21 protein-coding genes are annotated in these 19,276 nt (G+C 61.2%); 18 read left to right on the forward strand and 3 right to left on the reverse strand.

Annotated features, from left to right (window positions below):
* Positions 1-30: 30 nt before the first annotated feature.
* From eno to ispD, 3 genes are all read left to right on the forward strand, one after another.
* The gene (eno, locus tag ACZ9A3_RS02740; RefSeq protein WP_045193612.1) at positions 31-1,320 is read left to right on the forward strand and encodes a phosphopyruvate hydratase; all 1,290 of its coding nucleotides are present in this window, start codon (positions 31-33) and stop codon (positions 1,318-1,320) included.
* Positions 1,321-1,481: 161 nt separating this feature from the next.
* Positions 1,482-1,760 (forward strand): cell division protein FtsB, encoded by a 279-nt coding sequence (gene ftsB / locus ACZ9A3_RS02745; RefSeq protein ID WP_038996723.1) that lies wholly within the window; start codon positions 1,482-1,484, stop codon positions 1,758-1,760.
* Positions 1,757-2,464 (forward strand): 2-C-methyl-D-erythritol 4-phosphate cytidylyltransferase, encoded by a 708-nt coding sequence (gene ispD / locus ACZ9A3_RS02750; protein WP_093386661.1) that lies wholly within the window; start codon positions 1,757-1,759, stop codon positions 2,462-2,464. The genes ftsB and ispD overlap by 4 nt, the downstream gene beginning before the upstream one ends.
* A 60-nt stretch (positions 2,465-2,524) precedes the next feature.
* Here ispD and ACZ9A3_RS02755 read toward each other — a convergent pair whose 3' ends face one another.
* Positions 2,525-3,421, reverse strand: coding sequence for a LysR substrate-binding domain-containing protein (locus ACZ9A3_RS02755; RefSeq protein WP_195885831.1), 897 nt, complete (start codon positions 3,419-3,421; stop codon positions 2,525-2,527).
* A 106-nt stretch (positions 3,422-3,527) separates the two neighbouring features.
* Between ACZ9A3_RS02755 and ACZ9A3_RS02760 the strand changes: the two genes are divergently transcribed.
* The 8 genes from ACZ9A3_RS02760 to rpoS all read left to right on the forward strand — a co-directional run bounded on the left by ACZ9A3_RS02760 (position 3,528) and on the right by rpoS (position 10,713).
* Entirely contained in the window at positions 3,528-4,640 is a 1,113-nt protein-coding gene (locus ACZ9A3_RS02760) for an S-(hydroxymethyl)glutathione dehydrogenase/class III alcohol dehydrogenase (RefSeq protein WP_045193608.1), read from the forward strand.
* A gap of 8 nt (positions 4,641-4,648) precedes the next feature.
* Positions 4,649-5,503: an S-formylglutathione hydrolase gene (gene fghA, locus ACZ9A3_RS02765; RefSeq protein ID WP_093386654.1), complete on the forward strand. Its 855-nt coding sequence runs from the start codon at positions 4,649-4,651 to the stop codon at positions 5,501-5,503.
* A 71-nt stretch (positions 5,504-5,574) separates the two neighbouring features.
* A complete protein-coding gene (gene ispF / locus ACZ9A3_RS02770; RefSeq protein WP_045193605.1) occupies positions 5,575-6,048 on the forward strand; it encodes a 2-C-methyl-D-erythritol 2,4-cyclodiphosphate synthase in 474 nt (157 codons plus the stop codon).
* Positions 6,048-7,106: a tRNA pseudouridine(13) synthase TruD gene (gene truD, locus ACZ9A3_RS02775; protein WP_476252113.1), complete on the forward strand. Its 1,059-nt coding sequence runs from the start codon at positions 6,048-6,050 to the stop codon at positions 7,104-7,106. The genes ispF and truD overlap by 1 nt, the downstream gene beginning before the upstream one ends.
* Positions 7,094-7,843: a 5'/3'-nucleotidase SurE gene (gene surE, locus ACZ9A3_RS02780; protein WP_093386651.1), complete on the forward strand. Its 750-nt coding sequence runs from the start codon at positions 7,094-7,096 to the stop codon at positions 7,841-7,843. Before truD ends, surE begins: the two co-directional genes overlap by 13 nt.
* Positions 7,843-8,520 carry a protein-L-isoaspartate(D-aspartate) O-methyltransferase gene (locus tag ACZ9A3_RS02785; RefSeq protein WP_045193603.1) on the forward strand — a complete coding sequence of 226 codons (678 nt, stop codon included), beginning with the start codon at positions 7,843-7,845 and terminating at the stop codon, positions 8,518-8,520. The genes surE and ACZ9A3_RS02785 overlap by 1 nt, the downstream gene beginning before the upstream one ends.
* 179 nt (positions 8,521-8,699) lie before the next feature.
* A complete protein-coding gene (locus ACZ9A3_RS02790) occupies positions 8,700-9,599 on the forward strand; it encodes a peptidoglycan DD-metalloendopeptidase family protein (RefSeq protein ID WP_476252114.1) in 900 nt (299 codons plus the stop codon).
* A 106-nt stretch (positions 9,600-9,705) separates the two neighbouring features.
* Positions 9,706-10,713 (forward strand): RNA polymerase sigma factor RpoS, encoded by a 1,008-nt coding sequence (gene rpoS, locus ACZ9A3_RS02795; RefSeq protein ID WP_045193601.1) that lies wholly within the window; start codon positions 9,706-9,708, stop codon positions 10,711-10,713.
* A 533-nt stretch (positions 10,714-11,246) separates the two neighbouring features.
* Here rpoS and fdxA read toward each other — a convergent pair.
* Positions 11,247-11,570 (reverse strand): ferredoxin FdxA, encoded by a 324-nt coding sequence (fdxA, locus tag ACZ9A3_RS02800; RefSeq protein ID WP_010224804.1) that lies wholly within the window; start codon positions 11,568-11,570, stop codon positions 11,247-11,249.
* 140 nt (positions 11,571-11,710) lie between these two features.
* Positions 11,711-14,278 (reverse strand): DNA mismatch repair protein MutS, encoded by a 2,568-nt coding sequence (gene mutS, locus ACZ9A3_RS02805; RefSeq protein ID WP_176794341.1) that lies wholly within the window; start codon positions 14,276-14,278, stop codon positions 11,711-11,713.
* A gap of 160 nt (positions 14,279-14,438) precedes the next feature.
* Here mutS and ACZ9A3_RS02810 point away from each other — a divergent pair, with 160 nt between their 5' ends.
* From ACZ9A3_RS02810 to ACZ9A3_RS02840, 7 genes are all read left to right on the forward strand, one after another.
* A complete protein-coding gene (locus ACZ9A3_RS02810; protein ID WP_123565785.1) occupies positions 14,439-15,182 on the forward strand; it encodes a LexA family transcriptional regulator in 744 nt (247 codons plus the stop codon).
* 468 nt (positions 15,183-15,650) lie between these two features.
* Positions 15,651-16,004 carry a phage holin family protein gene (locus tag ACZ9A3_RS02815; RefSeq protein ID WP_093386630.1) on the forward strand — a complete coding sequence of 118 codons (354 nt, stop codon included), beginning with the start codon at positions 15,651-15,653 and terminating at the stop codon, positions 16,002-16,004.
* Between the two features lie 4 nt (positions 16,005-16,008).
* Positions 16,009-16,587, forward strand: coding sequence for a 2OG-Fe(II) oxygenase (locus ACZ9A3_RS02820; RefSeq protein WP_176794294.1), 579 nt, complete (start codon positions 16,009-16,011; stop codon positions 16,585-16,587).
* Between the two features lie 12 nt (positions 16,588-16,599).
* Positions 16,600-17,436, forward strand: coding sequence for a hypothetical protein (locus tag ACZ9A3_RS02825; RefSeq protein WP_476252115.1), 837 nt, complete (start codon positions 16,600-16,602; stop codon positions 17,434-17,436).
* Between the two features lie 55 nt (positions 17,437-17,491).
* The gene (locus tag ACZ9A3_RS02830; protein WP_258596822.1) at positions 17,492-18,046 is read left to right on the forward strand and encodes a hypothetical protein; all 555 of its coding nucleotides are present in this window, start codon (positions 17,492-17,494) and stop codon (positions 18,044-18,046) included.
* Positions 18,047-18,175: 129 nt separating this feature from the next.
* A complete protein-coding gene (locus tag ACZ9A3_RS02835; protein ID WP_476252116.1) occupies positions 18,176-18,694 on the forward strand; it encodes a hypothetical protein in 519 nt (172 codons plus the stop codon).
* Entirely contained in the window at positions 18,691-19,251 is a 561-nt protein-coding gene (locus tag ACZ9A3_RS02840; protein ID WP_093386615.1) for a phage baseplate assembly protein V, read from the forward strand. The genes ACZ9A3_RS02835 and ACZ9A3_RS02840 overlap by 4 nt, the downstream gene beginning before the upstream one ends.
* The last annotated feature ends 25 nt before the right edge of the window (positions 19,252-19,276 follow it).

A 19,276-nucleotide genomic window follows, 5' to 3' on the forward strand; every position in this document is an offset into this window, starting at 1 on the left:
GTTTTCGTCAATTCTGGAGTGCTTACAACAATGGCAAAAATCGTCGACATCAAAGGTCGTGAAGTTCTCGATTCGCGTGGTAACCCTACCGTAGAAGCGGACGTGCTGCTCGACAACGGCATCATCGGCAGCGCCTGCGCGCCGTCCGGTGCTTCCACTGGCTCGCGCGAAGCGCTGGAGCTGCGTGATGGCGACAAGAGCCGTTACATGGGCAAGGGCGTACTCAAGGCAGTTGCCAACATCAACGGCCCGATCCGCGACCTGCTGCTGGGCAAGGATCCGGTTGACCAGAAAGCCCTCGACCGCGCCATGATCGAACTGGACGGTACCGAGAACAAGGCCAAGCTGGGCGCCAACGCCATCCTCGCCGTGTCCCTGGCTGCCGCCAAGGCCGCCGCCCAGGACCAGGACCTGCCGCTGTACGCGCACATCGCCAACCTCAACGGCACCCCAGGCCAGTACTCGATGCCGGTTCCGATGATGAACATCATCAACGGCGGCGAGCACGCCGACAACAACGTCGACATCCAGGAGTTCATGGTTCAGCCGGTTGGCGCCAAGACCTTCTCCGACGCGCTGCGCATGGGCACCGAGATTTTCCATCACCTCAAGGCTGTGCTGAAGGCCCGTGGCCTGAACACTGCTGTCGGTGACGAAGGTGGTTTCGCGCCTAACCTGGCATCCAACGAAGACGCGCTGTCGGCCATCGCCGAAGCCATCGCCAACGCCGGTTACAAGCTGGGCACCGACGTCACCCTGGCCCTGGACTGCGCGGCCAGCGAGTTCTACGAAGATGGCAAGTACAACCTGTCCGGCGAAGGCAAGTCGTTCGACGCCGAAGGTTTTGCCGACTACCTCAAAGGCTTGACCGAGCGCTTCCCGATCATCTCGATCGAAGACGGCCTGGACGAGTCCGACTGGGCTGGCTGGAAGATCCTCACCGACAAGATCGGCGCCAAGGTGCAACTGGTCGGTGACGACCTGTTCGTGACCAACACCAAGATCTTGAAAGAAGGCATCGACAAGAGCATCGCCAACTCGATCCTGATCAAGTTCAACCAGATCGGCTCGCTGACCGAAACCCTGGAAGCCATCCAGATGGCCAAGGCTGCCGGTTACACCGCAGTGATCTCGCACCGTTCGGGCGAAACCGAAGACTCGACCATTGCCGACCTGGCCGTGGGTACCGCTGCCGGCCAGATCAAGACCGGTTCGCTGTGCCGTTCCGACCGCGTCTCCAAGTACAACCAATTGCTGCGTATCGAAGAGCAACTGGGCAGCAAGGCTGTGTACCGTGGCCGTGCCGAGTTTCGCGGCTAAGCAAGAGATGGTAAAAAGACCGCAGCAAAGCGGCGCTGAACGGTCATACTGATCGTTCAGAAGCCCTTGCTGCAGGTGTCTGAACACAAAGCCTGGCTTCGGCCAGGCTTCGTGCCATCAGCGACCTGCAGATGTGGCGGTCTTTTCCACTGGATACCCTGATGCGCAGTCCTTATTGGTTGTTCCTCGTCTTGCTCCTGCTGCTCGGTGGCCTGCAGTATCGTCTGTGGGTGGGCAATGGCAGCCTGGCCCAGGTCACCGAACTCAAGCAACAGATCGCTGACCAGCACGCTGAAAACGAGCGTTTGCTGGAGCGTAACCGTGTGCTTGATGCCGAGGTACTGGAGTTGAAGAAAGGTATGGAAACCGTCGAAGAACGGGCTCGCCACGAACTGGGTATGGTCAAGGAGGGCGAAACCCTCTACCAGCTTGCCCAATGAACCCGACCTTGCCGGCCTTCTGGGCCGTGATTCCCGCCGCGGGTGTTGGTGCCCGCATGGCTGCCGACCGTCCCAAGCAGTACCTGCAGTTGGGCGGGCAGACCATTCTCGAGCATAGCCTCGACTGTTTTCTTGACCATCCCTGCGTCAAAGGGGTGGTGGTCAGCGTTGCCGCTGACGATCCCTACTGGCCCGGTTTGCGCTGCGCCAGCGATCCCCGTATCCAGCGTGCCGAAGGCGGTCAGGAACGTGCCGATTCGGTGCTCAACGCCTTGTTGCTGCTGCACGCCCAGGGTGCGGCGGACAGCGACTGGGTGCTGGTGCACGACGCCGCGCGGCCGAACCTGGCCCGCAGCGACCTCGACCGCTTGCTCGCAGAGCTTGCCGATGACCCGGTGGGTGGACTGCTGGCGGTACCGGCGCGCGATACCCTCAAGCGCGCCGATGCCCACGGCCGGGTCAGCAGCACAATCGACCGCAGTACCGTGTGGCAGGCCTACACGCCACAGATGTTCCGCCTCGGTGCCTTGCACCGGGCCCTGGCCGACAGCCTGGTGGCCGACGTGGCGATTACCGACGAGTCATCGGCCATCGAATGGGCCGGGCAGGCGCCGCGCCTGATCGAAGGGCGCAGCGACAACATCAAGGTCACCCGCCCCGAAGACCTCGAGTGGCTGCGCCAGCGCTGGGCCAAGCGCGGTTGAGCACTCTTCGCGGGGCAAGCCCGCTCCTACAGTAGGAGCGGCCTTGCCCCGCGATGCTTTTCAGGCACCTCGATACTCAGGCAAACTCGCCAACCCCTCACGCAAATAGTCCACCAGCTTGCGTACTTTCGGCGACAGATGCCGCTGTTGCGGATACAGCGCCCACACCGCGGTATTGGGCGGTTGATGCGCTTCCAGCAGTGACACCAGCGCGCCGGTTTTGAGGTGTTCAAGCACGTAGTAGTCCGGCAACTGGCACAAGCCCATCCCTTGCAGCGCCGCGTCCAGCACTGCCTGGCCGCTGTTGCAGCGCCAGTTGCCCTGAACCCGCTGGCCGATCTCCCGCCCGTCCAGTTGCAGCGCCCAGTTGTCGGAGCTGCCGATCAGGCAGTTGTGCCGCGCCAGCTCCGACAGGCTGTGCGGGCGGCCGTAGCGTTCCAGATACGCAGGTGACGCGCACAGGTACATGCGCCGCGGCGCCAGGCGCGTGGCCACCAGCCGCGAGTCCTGCAAACGGCCCAGGCGAATGGCCAGGTCCATGCCCTCATGCACCAGGTCCAGCGGGCGGTTGCTCAGTTCGATGTCCACCCGTAGTTGCGGATAGGCGGCCATGAAGCGCGTCACCAGCGGCACGATGAAGCGCTCACCGTAGGCCACGGCGCAAGTCATGCGCAGCAGCCCTTTGGGCTCGCTGGTCAGGTCGCCCATGGCGCGCAGGGCTTCTTCGCGGCCGTCCTGCAGGCGTTGGCAATGCTGCAGGAAGGTCTGCCCGGCTTCGCTCAGGGTCACCCGCCGGGTGCTGCGGTACAGCAAGCGGGTTTGCAGGCGTTCTTCCAGGCGGGCGATCTGCCGGCTGACGTGGGACGACGACACCCCGAGGCGTTCGGCGGCGGCGGTGAACTGCCCGGCTTCGGCGACGGCCACGAATTCGTCGATACCCTCCCACAGATTGCTCATTTATTATCCCTGTACAGCAATAATGTTTTGTCTTTGCCTGGATTATTCATCAAATATCGATGAATTACACTGCAAGCCTGAACTGACCCCTTGCTGGAGAAGATTGATGATCAAGTCCCGTGCCGCCGTTGCCTTCGAGGCCAAGAAACCGCTGGAGATCGTCGAAGTCGACGTGGCCATGCCCAAGGCCGGCGAGGTGCTGCTGCGCGTGGTCGCCAGCGGCGTCTGCCATACCGATGCCTACACCCTGTCGGGCGCCGACCCGGAAGGCATCTTCCCGTCGATCCTCGGCCACGAGGGCGGCGCCATCGTCGAAGCCATCGGTGAGGGCGTGACCTCGGTTGCCGTTGGCGATCATGTGATCCCGCTGTACACCCCCGAGTGCGGCCAGTGCAAATTCTGCCGCTCCGGCAAGACCAACCTGTGCCAGGCCATCCGCGCCACCCAGGGCAAGGGCCTGATGCCCGACGGCAGCACGCGCTTCTCCTACAAGGGCCAGCAGTTGTTCCACTACATGGGCACCTCGACTTTTTCCGAGTACACCGTGCTGCCGGAAATCTCCGTGGCCAAGATCCAGAAAGAAGCCCCGCTGGAGAAGGTCTGCCTGCTCGGTTGCGGCGTAACCACCGGTATCGGCGCGGTGCTCAACACCGCCAAGGTCAAGCCGGGCGATACCGTGGCCATCTTCGGCCTGGGCGGCATAGGCCTGTCGGCGATCATCGGTGCGGTGAAGGCCAAGGCTTCGCGGATCATTGCCGTGGACATCAACCCGAGCAAGTTCGAGATCGCCAAACAGCTGGGTGCTACCGACTGCGTCAACCCGAAAGACTACGACCGTCCGATCCAGGAAGTGATCGTCGATCTCACCGATGGTGGCGTCGACTTCTCGTTCGAGTGCGTGGGTAACGTGCAACTGATGCGTGCGGCGCTGGAATGCTGTCACAAGGGCTGGGGCGAGTCGGTGATCATCGGCGTTGCCGGTGCCGGCCAGGAAATTTCCACCCGTCCGTTCCAGCTGGTGACTGGCCGGGTCTGGCGCGGTTCGGCCTTCGGTGGCGTGCGTGGCCGCAGCGAGCTGCCAAGCTACGTGGAAATGTCGGAAAAAGGCGAAATCCCGTTGGATACCTTCATCACCCACACCATGGGCCTGGAAGACATCAACAAGGCATTCGACCTGATGCACGAAGGCAAGAGCATTCGCAGCGTCATCCACTTCTGAGGTCTGCCATGAGCCTGGAAAACATCTCTTGCCAGAAGAGCTTCGGCGGCTGGCATAAACGCTACCGCCATCGCTCCCAGGTGCTCGGCTGCGACATGGTGTTTGCCGTGTACCTGCCGCCGCAGGCCGAGCAGGGCGGCAAGCTGCCGGTCCTGTACTGGTTGAGCGGCCTGACCTGCACCGACGAGAATTTCATGCAAAAGGCCGGTGCGCACAAGCTGGCTGCCGAGCTTGGCTTGATCATCGTCGCCCCCGACACCAGCCCGCGCGGGCCGCAGGTGCCGGCTGATCCTGATGGCGCCTGGGATTTTGGCCTGGGGGCCGGGTTCTACCTCAACGCCACCGAGCAGCCGTGGGCCCAGCACTACCGCATGCACGACTATGTGGTGGAGGAATTGCCGGCATTGGTCGAGGCGCATTTCCCGGCCTCAAGTCAGCGCGGTATCAGCGGTCATTCCATGGGCGGCCATGGCGCGCTGGTGTGCGCTTTGCGCAACCCGGGGCGTTACCGTTCGGTGTCGGCGTTCGCGCCGATCAGCAACCCGATGGATTGCCCGTGGGGGCAGAAGGCCTTCAGTCGCTACCTGGGTGAGGACCGGGCGCGCTGGCGCGAGTGGGATGCCAGCGTGTTGCTCGCCGAGGCTGGCGAGCGCTTGCCGCTGCTGGTCGACCAGGGCGATCGCGATGATTTTCTCGACAACCAGCTCAAGCCGCAGGTGCTCGAGCAGGCGGCCAGGGCGGCGGGTCATCCGCTGACCTTGCGCCTGCAACCGGGCTATGACCACAGCTACTACTTCATTGCCAGCTTCATCGATGACCACTTGCGGCATCATGCCGCAGCGCTGATAGGCCCGGGTAACTGATCCTACAAATCAAGCCCAAGCGCCGGCAAAGCAGGTAGAATCACGCCCTGACTCAATCAGGGCGTTTTTTTATGCGTATTGGCCACGGCTACGATGTGCACCGCTTCGCGGAAGGCGATTTCATCACCTTGGGTGGGGTGCGCATTGCGCACAAGTTCGGGCTGCTGGCCCATTCCGATGGCGACGTCGTCTTGCATGCCCTGAGCGATGCCCTGCTTGGCGCTGCGGCGCTGGGCGATATCGGCAAGCATTTCCCCGATACCGATCCGCAGTTCAAGGGCGCCGACAGTCGCGTGCTGCTGCGCCATGTGGTGCAGATCGTTCAGGCCAAGGGCTGGAAGGTCGGTAACATCGACGCCACCATCGTTGCCCAGGCACCGAAGATGGCCCCGCATATCGACACCATGCGCCAGTTGATCGCCCAGGACCTGCAGGTCGAGCTGGATCAGGTCAACGTCAAGGCCACCACCACCGAAAAGCTTGGTTTTACCGGGCGTGAGGAAGGCATCGCGGTTCACGCCGTTGCCCTGTTGCTGCCGGCATGATGAGCGAACTCGAACTGCTCGGCCCGCGTGCTGCGGGCCAAGCGCTGGGCAGCGCAATTCTCAAGGCCAGCGCCGAAGACTTCCAGGTCGATGAAGTACTCGACATTCCCCTCAGCGGCAGCGGTGAACACCTGTGGCTGTGGGTCGAAAAACGTGACCTCAACACCGAAGAGGCTGCCCGTCGCCTGGCCCGCGCCGCCGGCGTGCCGCTGCGCAGCATCAGCTACGCCGGCCTCAAGGACCGCCAGGCGCTGACCCGCCAGTGGTTCAGCCTGCACCTGCCGGGCAAGGCCGACCCGGACCTGAGCGCCGCCGAAAACCACACCTTGAGCATCCTCAAGCAGACCCGCCACTCACGCAAGCTGCAGCGCGGCGCGCATTCAGCCAACGGCTTCACCTTGCGCCTCACTGGCCTCAAGGCTGAACGTGCGGCGCTGGATGCACGGCTTGAGCAAATCCGTAGCCAGGGCGTGCCTAACTACTTTGGCACCCAGCGCTTTGGTCACGACGGCGGCAATGTCCACGACGCCCGTGAGTGGGCCAACCGCCAGGCCTTGCCTGAGCAGCGCAACGTTCGTTCGCGGCTGCTCTCCAGCGCCCGCAGCTACCTGTTCAACCAGGTACTGGCCGCACGTGTCGCCGACGGCAGTTGGCAGCAGGCACAGGTCGGTGACCTGCTGGCGTTTACCGACAGCCGCAGCTTTTTTCCGGCGGGTGAGGCTGAATGTTCCGATCCGCGCCTGGCAATTCTCGACCTGCACCCCACCGGCCCGCTATGGGGCGAGGGGCATTCCGGCGCCAGCGGCGCGGCTGGTGAACTCGAGCAACGTATCGGTGAACAGCATGGCGCCTTGTGCCAATGGCTGGCGCGGGCGGGCATGAGTCACGAACGACGCATTCTGCGACTGCCCATTAGCGGGCTGACGTGGCATTATCCCGAGCCTGATATCCTGCAACTGGAATTCGTCCTTCCGGCCGGATGCTTCGCCACCGTGGTGGTGCGCGAGCTTGTTGATCTGGTGCCGGCAGGGCAGACGGACAGCCCATGCGTATTCTGATTTCGAACGACGACGGGGTTACCGCACCCGGTCTCGCCGCGCTGCATGCTGCGCTGGCGGATTATGCCGAATGTGTGGTGATCGCCCCGGACCAGGACAAAAGCGGCGCCAGCAGTTCGCTGACGCTCGACCGGCCGCTGTGCCCGCAAACCCTGGCCAATGGTTTTATCAGCCTCAACGGCACGCCGACCGATTGCGTCCACCTGGGCCTCAACGGCCTGCTGCCGACCCCTCCGGACATGGTGGTGTCGGGGATCAACCTGGGCGCCAACCTTGGCGATGATGTGCTGTATTCCGGCACCGTGGCTGCTGCGCTTGAGGGCCGTTTTCTCGGCGGTACCTCGTTTGCCTTCTCGTTGCTCTCGCGCCTGCCCGACAACCTGCCGACGGCTGCCTACTTCGCCCGCAAGCTGGTCGAGGCTCATGCCAGCCTCGAGCTGCCGCCTCGTACGGTGCTCAACGTCAATATCCCCAACCTGCCGCTGGAACACATCCGCGGCATCCAGTTGACCCGCCTGGGCCATCGCGCCCGCGCTGCGGCACCGACCAAGGTGGTCAATCCGCGGGGCAAGGAAGGCTACTGGATCGCCGTGGCCGGCGATGCCGAGGATGGCGGCCCGGGGACCGATTTCCACGCGGTGATGCAGGGCTATGTCTCGATCACTCCGCTGCAGCTCGACCGGACCTTCAATGATGCCTTCGAGCGCCTCGACGGCTGGCTGGAGGGCTTACTCTGATGCGCGAACAGGATGATCTGATGCGCCACGGTATCGGTTTTACCTCTGAGCGAACCCGCGAACGGCTGATCAAGCGCCTGATCGAGGAAGGGGTCTCGAACCCCAAGGTGATCGAGGTACTGCGCCGCACGCCTCGACACCTGTTCGTCGATGAAGCCCTGGCCCACCGTGCCTACGAAGACACGGCGTTGCCAATCGGCAACAACCAGACCATCTCCCAGCCGTTCATGGTCGCGCACATGAGCGAGCTGTTGCTCGAAGCCGGCCCCCTGGACAAGGTGCTGGAGATCGGCACCGGTTCCGGCTACCAGACCGCAATTCTTGCGCAACTGGTCGAACGGGTGTTTTCCGTCGAGCGTATCAAGGTCCTGCAGGATCGCGCCAAGGAACGCCTGATCGAGCTGAACCTGCGCAACGTGGTGTTCCGTTGGGGCGATGGTTGCGAAGGCTGGCCGGCACTTGCGCCTTACAACGGCATCATCGTCACCGCGGTCGCGCCCGAGGTGCCTCAGGCCCTGCTCGACCAGCTCGCCCCGGGCGGGCGCATGGTCATACCGGTGGGGCCGGCCGGTGAAACCCAGCAGTTGATGCTGATCGTGCGCGAAGAACACGGCTTCTCGCGACGGGTGCTGGGCGCCGTGCGTTTTGTGCCGTTGCTCACCGGGCCACTGGCCTGACCGGGCTTTTTTTTCGCCCGGGCGAATTTCGGCGGCATTGCCCTGTCTATCTGGCGGGCTACCATAGTCTGTTACAGATCACGTTTAGCAATGGCCAGACGTCCGCATGGCGGCGCGCTCGGGTATAATTGCAACAATATTGCATTTTTTACATCGGTCACCATTAGAGGGAGCGGCGGGTGGGTCACACAAACATTCGGCAGCGCAAGGATCCATCGAGCTTCAAGCTTCTGCTGATTGCACTGGCCGTGGGTACGCTGGTGACGGGGTGCTCGAGCACGTCTTCCAACAGCGTCCGGGTGGTCGATCGCAACAACGCCGCGCCCAAACGCCCTGTGGTCACCACCGGTCAATACCTGGTGCGCCCCGGCGACACGCTGTTCTCCATCGCCTTTCGCTATGGCTGGGACTACAAGGCCCTGGCCGCGCGCAACGGTATCGCTGCGCCGTATACCATTCGTCCGGGCCAGGCGATCCGTTTCGATGGTCGCTCCAGTGGCCCGGCGCCAGTTGTCGGTACCACCGTGGTCACCAGCTCGCCATCTTCTTCAAGCAAGACCACCATCATCAAGCGTCCCCTGGACAGCTCCGGCAAACCAATAACGCCGCCGCCCACCACCACGCCTGCAAGCACGCCAAACACCGTGCGGGTTGCCCCGGTGGCGACTACCACAGCACCCGTGCAAGTGCCCCCCGCAGGGCGCTCCACGGCCGGCTGGGCCTGGCCGGCCAACGGCGTGCTGATTGGAAAATTTGCTTCAAACGGTAGTTTGAATAAAGGCATTGATATCGCCGGTGATTTGGGACAGCCTGTTTTTGCTGCATCTGATGGTTCAGTTGTCTACGCCGGGAGTGGCTTGCGGGGCTACGGCGAGTTGGTAATCATCAAGCACAACGATACCTACGTCAGTGCCTACGGCCACAACCGCAGGCTTTTGGTTCGGGAGGGACAGCAGGTCAAGGTAGGGCAGACAATTGCCGAAATGGGGTCCACGGGCACAGACCGGGTGAAGCTTCATTTTGAAATTCGCCGCCAGGGCAAACCTGTCGATCCGCTGCAATTCCTGCCACGTCGTTGATTGCTAGGCCCGGCCTGTTCCTCGCGTAGAGGGGACAGGCTCCAGCGCTGCCAGGGATAAAGGCGCCGCTCGAGTCTGAGTTCGAACTCAGCAAAGGACTATAACAATGGCTCTCAGTAAAGAAGTGCCGGAGTTTGACATCGACGATGAGGTTCTCCTGATGGAGACCGGCATTGTTTTGGAAACGGATGTGATGTCAGACGAACCTGCTGTACCTACGGTTCGGACCAAGGCTAAACAGAGCGCTACGCTCAAACAGCACAAGTACATCGACTACACTCGGGCACTTGATGCAACCCAGCTTTACCTCAATGAAATCGGCTTCTCGCCATTGCTCTCTCCGGAAGAAGAAGTGCACTTTGCGCGCCTGTCGCAACGTGGTGATCCGGCCGGGCGCAAGCGCATGATCGAAAGCAACCTGCGCCTGGTGGTTAAAATCGCCCGGCGTTATGTCAACCGGGGGCTTTCGCTGCTCGACCTGATCGAAGAAGGCAACCTCGGCCTGATTCGGGCGGTCGAGAAGTTCGACCCGGAACGCGGCTTCCGTTTTTCTACCTACGCCACCTGGTGGATTCGGCAGACCATCGAACGGGCGATCATGAACCAGACCCGTACCATCCGCTTGCCCATTCACGTGGTCAAGGAACTCAACGTCTACCTGCGCGCCGCCCGCGAACTGACCCAGAAGCTCGATCACGAACCGTCCCCGGAAGAGATCGCCACCCTGCTGGAAAAACCGGTCGGCGAGGTCAAGCGCATGCTTGGGCTCAACGAGCGGGTATCGTCGGTGGACGTGTCCCTGGGGCCGGATTCGGATAAAACCCTGCTCGATACCCTGACCGACGACCGTCCTACTGATCCGTGCGAGCTGCTTCAGGATGACGATCTGTCCCAGAGCATCGACCAGTGGCTCAGCGAGCTGACCGACAAGCAGCGCGAGGTAGTGATTCGCCGCTTCGGCCTACGCGGTCATGAAAGCAGTACGCTGGAAGATGTCGGCCTGGAAATCGGCCTGACCCGGGAACGGGTGCGGCAGATCCAGGTAGAGGGCCTCAAGCGCCTGCGTGAGATCCTCGAAAAGAATGGCCTGTCCAGCGAGTCGCTGTTTCAGTAACGCCAGCGAAATCGTTGTGAAGAACGCCCCGACATGTCGGGGCGTTTTTGCATCTGCAGAACAGCGGTTTACCCGTGAACGGCTTCCCGATGGCGTTCTGGAAACATTCGGGTTTGGGCGCGATCCGACGGCGATGTTGGTACTGTTCTAGTTCATGTAAGCCATCGCTTACTCGTTGTGTAAGCCTTGACTGTACGCTGTAGTAAATCGTTGTCGTTTTCAGTGTGCGCTTTTGTTTAAGCTATTGATATATATAGATATTTTTGTTTGTGACAGTACGGTTACCGCAGCTTTTTGAGAGCTTTGTGCTGTTGTGGTAAATCTTGGAACCGCTAATATTTGTCCTGTGTCTACGGACTGACACAGGCTCTCAAGGATGAAAGCCAAGGACATCGCAGGATGCGATTCATCAGGATGATGAAAGGGAACAAAGGGACTACGGAAAAAATGTGGGCGGGTCAAACCGCCCCTTTTTTTTGCCCGCAACAAACATGAAAAAAGGCCCTCGAAGGGCCTTTTTTGTTGATCCGCGCTTAGCGCTCGAGATCGGCGATCTTGCCTGGCTTGCCATCCCACTCGGCGGCATCTGGCAACGAATCTTTCTTTTCGGTGATGTTTGGCCAGATTTCCGCCAGCTCGGCATTGAGCTCGATGAAGTTCTCCATGCCGGCAGGCACTTCGTCTTCCGAGAAAATGGCGACGGCGGGGCATTCAGGCTCGCACAGTGCACAGTCGATGCACTCGTCCGGGTGAATGACCAGGAAGTTCGGGCCTTCGTAGAAGCAGTCCACCGGACAGACTTCTACGCAGTCGGTGTACTTGCACTTGATGCAGTTGTCGGTGACGACGAAGGTCATTTCTAATTCTCTCCTCAGGCGACGGCAGCGGTGCCCCTCCAGACAGGGCCGCTCGGTTTGGTTGTTCGGCTGCAGGCCAGGCTAGTAACCTGCAGCGCCGCCAAACCGCGCGGGATTCTATCAGCTTGTGCGGGCGCGCGTTATAACAGAGTCTTCAGTGTATAGAGCATTTCGATAGCTTGACGCGGCGTCATATTGTCCAGGTCCAGCTTTCCGAGCTTCTCGATGGCCGGATGCGGCAGGCTGGCAAACAGGTCGCTCTGGTGCGGTACCGCAGGTGCACCTTGCTGCAAGACAGGTGTTTCGTGGGGCAGGCTGGCGGTTTCCAGTCGGCCCAGGTGTTCGCGAGCACGCTGAATCACCGGCGACGGCACGCCGGCCAGCTGCGCCACTGCCAGGCCGTAGCTCTGGCTGGCGGGGCCGGGCAGCACGTGGTGCAGGAACACGATGCGTTCGTTGTGCTCGGTAGCGTTCAGGTGCACGTTGGCCACCAGCGGTTCGCTCTCCGGCAGCACCGTCAGCTCGAAGTAGTGGGTGGCGAACAGCGTGTAGGCGCGCAGCTGCGCCAGGCGCTCGGCGGCGGCCCAGGCCAGCGACAGGCCGTCGAAGGTACTGGTGCCGCGGCCGACTTCGTCCATCAGCACCAGGCTGCGCTCGGTGGCGTTGTGCAGGATGTTGGCGGTTTCGCTCATCTCGACCATGAAGGTCGAACGGCCACCGGCCAGGTCGTCGCTGGAGCCGATACGGGTGAAGATGCGATCCACCAGTGAAAGCTCGCAGGCCGCAGCCGGGACGAAGCTACCAATGTGCGCCATCAGCACGATCAATGCGGTCTGGCGCATGTAGGTGGATTTACCGCCCATGTTCGGACCGGTGATCACCAGCATCCGGGTGTTGTCATCCAGGGCCAGGTCGTTGGCCACGAACGGCGTGGTCAGCACTTGCTCGACCACCGGGTGACGACCCTGGGTGATGCGCATGCACGGTTCGTCGACGAACTGCGGGCAGTTCAGGTCCAGGTTCAGTGCGCGCTCGGCCAGGTTGCTCAGCACATCCAGCTCGGCCAGGGCCGCAGCGGTGTCCTGCAACGGCGCCAGGTGGCCGATCAGGTTCTCCAGCAGGGCATCGTAGAGCATCTTCTCGCGCGCCAGGGCGCGGCTCTTGGCCGACAACGCCTTGTCTTCGAAGGTTTTCAGCTCCGGGGTGATGAAGCGCTCGGCGCCCTTGAGGGTCTGGCGGCGGATGTAGTCAGCCGGTGCCTGCTCAGCCTGCTTGCTTGGCAGCTCGATGAAGTAGCCATGCACACGGTTGTAGCCGACCTTGAGGTTGGCCAGGCCCGTGCGGGCTTTCTCGCGGGCTTCCAGATCAATAAGGAACTGCCCGGCGTTCTCGCTCATCGCCAGCAGCTCGTCCAGCTCGCTGTCGTAGCCGGTCTTGAGCACGCCGCCGTCGCGGATCACCGCTGGCGGGTTGTCGATGATGGCTTTTGCCAGCAGGTCGGCAAGCTCCGGGTAGGTCCCGGCAATGGCAGCCAGGCGCGCCAGGTGCGGCGCCTCAAGCTCGGCCATGGCGTTCTGCAGTTCCGGCAGGGCACCGAGGGCATCGCGCAGGCGTGCGAGGTCGCGTGGACGGGCGTTGCGCAGGCCGATACGGGCGAGGATACGCTCGATGTCGCCGATTTCCTTCAACTGCGGTTGCAGCTTCTCGAAGCGGTAACCGTCGAGCAGGCAGCGAATCGAGCCCTGACGTGCCTGCAGTACTTTCAGGTCGCGCAGCGGGCGGTTCAGCCAGCGGGTCAGCAGGCGGCTGCCCATCGCGGTCTGGCAGCGGTCGATCACCGATTGCAGGGTGTTGTCGCGGCCACCGGCCAGGTTCACATCCAGCTCAAGGTTGCGCCGGCTGGCGCCGTCGAGCACCACGGTGTCGTCCAGGCGTTCATGCTTGAGGCTGCGCAGGTGCGGCAGGGCGGTGCGCTGGGTTTCCTTGGCGTAGCCGAGCAGGCAGCCGGCGGCGCCGATGGCCAGGGTCAGCTTCTCGCAGCCAAAGCCCTTGAGGTCCTGGGTCGCGAACTGCTGGCAAAGGCTTTTGCGTGCCGAATCGCGGTCAAAATCCCACGGCGCACGGCGACGTGAGCCACGGCGTTTTTCCGCCGGCAGGCCCTGGGGCCAGTCGTCGGGGATCAGCAGCTCGACCGGGTTGATGCGCTCAAGCTCGGCCAGCAGGTTTTCCCAGCCCTTGATCTCGAGCACGCTGAAGTTGCCGCTGGTGATGTCCAGCACAGCCAGGCCGAACAGGCGCTCGTCGCCCAGCACAGCGGCGATCAGGTTGTCGCGGCGCTCATCGAGGAGCGCTTCGTCACTGACCGTACCCGGGGTAATGATACGCACCACCTGGCGCTCGACCGGGCCCTTGCTGGTGGCCGGATCGCCGATCTGTTCGCAGATCACCACCGACTCGCCCAGCTTCACCAGCTTGGCCAGGTAGCCCTCGGCCGCATGGAAGGGGATACCGCACATGGGGATCGACTGGCCCGCTGACTGCCCGCGGGCGGTCAGGGTGATGTCCAGGAGTTTGGCAGCCTTCTTCGCGTCTTCGTAGAAGATCTCGTAGAAGTCGCCCATGCGGTAGAACATCAGCTGGTCCGGGTGCTGGTTTTTCAGCTTCCAGTACTGCTGCATCATCGGGGTGTGTGCGGAAAGATCGCTCATTGCAAAAACTTGGCTCGCAGTGTCGTTGTAGACCAAAGGCAAGCGGGCAATGGTACAGGGATTTTGCCCGGGCTGCCGAGGGCAAACGGCCGGGCGCGACCATTTGTCCGTGCATATCCGTGCATATCAGGGTTTGCATTCTAATGAAGGTCGCGGCATTATGCATTTTATGCAAAAACGCAACGTAGCATCCGTCCTCAGAGCACTGCTCGATCGTCACGGTCTCTCCCCCACGGAGCTGCACCGGCGTACCGGCGTGCCGCAATCCACCCTGTCGCGCATCCTCAGCGAGAAGATCGTCGATCCGTCCGACAAGCACGTGTCGAAGATCGCCGAGTACTTCGGCGTGAGCACCGACCAGTTGCGCGGCCGCGTCGAGCTCGGTGACAGCCGCGAAGCCGCACCCGCGCGTAGCCACGCGGAGTTGAACGACATCAGCCTGTGGGATGACGACACCCCCGTCGAGGACGACGAGGTGTCCATTCCATTTCTTCGCGAGGTCGAATTGGCAGCAGGATCAGGAAGATTCGTCATCGAAGAAAGCGAGAAGGCCAGCCTGCGCTTTGGCAAGCGCAGCCTGCGCCACAACGGTGTGCAGTTTGACCAGGCCAAGTGCGTGACGGTACGCGGCAACAGCATGTTGCCGGTACTGCGTGACGGCGCCACGGTGGGCGTCAACGCCGGTAAAAGCGGCATCGGTGACATCGTCGACGGCGACCTGTATGCCATCAATCACAACGGCCAGCTGCGGGTCAAGCAGCTCTACCGCCTGCCTACCGGTATTCGCCTGCGCAGCTTCAACCGCGACGAACACCCGGATGAAGACTACAGCTTCCAGCAGATGCAGGAAGAGCAGATCAGCATCCTTGGGCATGTGTTCTGGTGGGGCATGTACGCCCGCTGAGTAGTCCGCATCCTCAGAAAACCCGCTTCGGCGGGTTTTTTTTCGCCTGCAGAAAAGTGGTCCAGCCCAGGTAGGGCAAGGCCTACATGCACAGGTGCATTTTCTCATGCATAGATATTTCCACAAATGCATTGACTGCATATGCATCAATGCATAATCTTTGTCTCAAGCCGGTCGACACCGGTAGTGACAAAGGCAGCGATGAACAGGCCTGAACTGTTCAGAGGGTTGGCAACTGGCCCGGGTGTGCAGCGTAAAGCACCACAAGCAGTTATCCGGCGGGCAGGTGGCCGCGGCCGGAGGAACAATTTGAAGCGGAGTAGCCCAGGGCACCAGTCGTGGCGGGCGGTTCGACAACGCATTACTGAAAAGCCTGGGGAGGCCGGGCTTTTTGGAATGCCGAGCGATCGGTTCTACAACAAACGCCGCCGGCAAGCTGCCGAGCGGAACTACCAAGGAGACAGGACAGTGACAAGCGAGCAACAGACGTTACTGGAAATGCCGATCTGGCTGGTGATCGTCCTGGCCTTGCTGGGCGGCCTTTCCGGAGAGATGTGGCGCGCGGACAAGGCCGGCGCCCGGGGCTGGGCGCTTTTTCGGCGCCTTTTATTGCGCTCGGGGGCCTGCATGGTCTGCGGTGTGTCCACCGTAATGCTGCTGTACGCCAGCGGCATGTCGATCTGGAGCGCCAGCGCTTTTGGTTGCCTTACCGCCATGGCCGGCGCCGATGTCGCCATCGGGCTTTATGAACGCTGGGCTGCTAAGCGTCTGGGGGTTGAGGCGCAATCGCCGAACATGGATAGCCCTGGCAACAAGGAGTGAGGTGATGAAGCAGGTTTTTACTGCTGCGGACATCTGCGTCATTGACGACGCTGTAACGATTGATGAGCAGCGCCAGATCAGCAACCAGCTAAATAGCGCGATCTGGCGATACGGCTGGCCAATCAACGATGCGCCGTTCGCCCGGCCATGCTGGCATGCCTTTATTGCAGGCCGACAGCGGGTCGAGCGGCATGACTCGGAACATGAGCTGGCCAGTCATCCGCAATGGGGCTTTCTTTCGGCATTCTGGAAGAAGGTGAAACACGCACATATGCCAGAAGCCACACTGCTTGGTGTGTATGCCAATGGCCAGACCTTTGGTCAGGACTCACCGATCCATCGCGACAACAAGGCCAGTGAAAAGGGCCTGACCGTAGTGATGTTCTGCAACGAGCATTGGGCGACGTCCTGGGGGGGCGAGTTGGTGTTCTACGACCACCAGAAGGAAAACGTCATCAAGGCAGTCTTACCCAAGCCTGGAAGGATTGTCATTTTCAACGGCCATGTGCCCCACAGCGCAAGATCGCCTTCGGTCAATTGTGATCGCTTACGGATGACATTGGCGTTCAAGACAATCGTGTAAGGAGTAACAATAATGACAGGAAAAGTTGAAATCATCGTCGGCCTGGTCGACAAGGCGGATAGAGGCGTCGCAGGCGTAAACGCCACCACGTCGCTGATCGATCAATACAACACCGATAAAAGCGGCTTTGCCCTGGTCAACCAGAACGCCCAGACCGGTGTCGCTGCGGTTGCTGCGGTAACATCCATTGTGCAACTGACAAAAGGCCTGGTGCCGTTCGTCAACCTTTCAACCAATGCACTTGCCGGGACGATGGTGTTCCTCAAGATTACTGCGCAGTACAAAGACAATCAGACCTTTGACACAGGTGATGTCGTAAGCCTTGTCGGTAATGTTGCGGGCGTCGCAGCAGGCTTTACCTTGCTGGTGGCGGGGCCTGCAGCAGCGGGCGTATTCGCGGCAGTGGGCGTAGTGGCAACCATGTACGGAATTGCGTCTTCGAATACACTGAACAACCTGTTCAACTCCACGGTTCTGCCAATCTGGAACCAGTACTTCAAAGCCACCCCAGATGCGCTTTATCCGGAGCGCTGGATTGCACCTAACCTGACGTTGGTGTCGCTCGCAGACATTATTGCCCTGCATGGTAATCGTATTGCGGTAAGCCATTGGGACCCCGCCACCAATGCCGTAACAATCTCCAGTGTTTTGCGCGATGATGCTGAGACAGCGGGTGCCGGCCACGGAGGAGGTATTATTTATGGAGGTGGCGCTGTATCGCCTCCTGTGACTATTCCGATACCAGATTATCCGATTGGCACGATCGATATCTCCATCGAGTCCATAAACGGTGTGTCGACCCAGGATAACTACGGTTGTTGTTCGGGTAGCCAGGACGGCTACTACTGACTTGTGGTGTGCTAGTGTTGCCCCCAAAACGGCCCATTGTTCGCAAAGGAATCGCATGCCTTCGGTGTTCTCTCAGATCAGATCGTTGCCACCCAAGTCACAGATCAAGATTTACTGCGTGCTGGTAGTCGTCACGTCGTTGTTTGCAGTTTTATCCATGCGCAGCATTCAGGGCTATACCAAGCCAAATCCTCTCCAAATGCATGGCATCGAAGGCCGGCTGACGGGGTGGTCCGAGGCGTGGAGCTATGATCAATCGCTGATGCGCATGGGGGTAAGGTTCAGACTGCCGGGTGAACGCGAAGACCAGCGGCGAACTGTGTATGTGCCTAAAGATGTTTTGCAATCCTCGCAACTGTCTGAAAAGGCGAATGTATCGTTGCTGGTCGAGCGCATGCCCAAGGACGTGATTGTTCGTGAAATGCACTCGCTCGATGGTCAGTTGCTGTTTGATGACGGCCTGCTCAAGCAGGTTGTCTTGGTTAGCGATGAGCGCGCGCAACGCGGGCTGGTAGTTTCTGTGCTGATGGCTGTGTTGAGTCTGCTGGCGGCTGGGGTGACCTGGTGGCGACACTTGAGAACCCCGTCGGATCACGCGACTACCCACTAGTCCCTTATCCAATGCACCTGCTTTCAACAGGTGCCTCGTGCCGCAGATCAAGGCACAACTCCCTCAAACCGACCGAGCGATGGCGCACGGATTTCGTGTGCCCGACGATATTGTTGTCGAGGAGCGCAGGTGAACGAACTAACAACGTTGCACGAGGCGATTACCGCGACTATCAAGGTCGCTATGCCTCAACTTGAAACCGTTGCAGCCTATACCGTAGCGGACCAGAACACGGCGCTTCCTGCGCTGTATCACGCGATAACCAGCTTTAAGCCCGCAGCAGATCCAGGTGACGGTCGCTGTTGCATCCAGGCAAGTTTCGAAGCACACATACTGGTTGAATCCAGTGCTGCGTCGGCACCGCTGTTGGTGACTGCCTTGGCAACGCAATTGACCATTTTGTTGCGCCAGCAGTTCTGGCAGGTGGACTTTGTCGAAGCCGCCAAAAATGTCCAGGCTTCGGTGGTCCAACCGGCAGCGGGCTCCAATTCATCAATCAGTTGGCGAGTGCAATGGGAGCAGGCCCTGTACCTGGGCGCCGAGCAATGGCCATGGCCCGTTGAACCGGGCCCGCTGGCGTTTGCCTTCAGCCCCGACACCGGGCTGGGGTTCGAGGGCGACTACCAGTCGCCGGAGGACCTGCAATGAGCTATGCCAGCGCCATGCATGACCGCATGCTCGCCGGCCTGGTGATTCCTTGCCGGGTGGTCGCCGTTGACCTTGCCGCTGCCCGGGTTCGGGTGTCCGACGGCGCTGGCTGGACCAGCGCCTGGTTGCGCTGGCACAGCCAGGCCGCCGGCAAGGCCCGCCACTGGCGTGCGCCGAGCCTTAACGAGCAAGGGGTGCTGATCAGCCCGAGCGGTGAGCCGGCGCAAGGTACATTCGTGCCTGGCCTGTATGGCAACGCCGGGGCACCAGCGGACAACCGCGAGCATGTCGAGGTCTGGCGTTTCGACGATGGTGGCTCACTGGTCTATGACTGGCAGGCCCGCAGCTACAGCATCGAACTGCCCAGCGGTACCGTCAGCATCAAGGTCGGCGGCAGCTCGGCCGTGGTCACCGACCAGGCCATCACCGCCAATGCCGCGAGCATCACCCTGACCGGCGAGGTGCAGATCAACGGACCCCTGCGGGTAACCGGCGACATCCTTGGCGGTGGCAAGATCATCGACACCGGCGGCAACACCGCCAATCACAAACACTAAAAATCAGCCCGCCCACCGCGGGCTT

The organism is Pseudomonas sp. TE4620 (genome assembly GCF_056279045.1).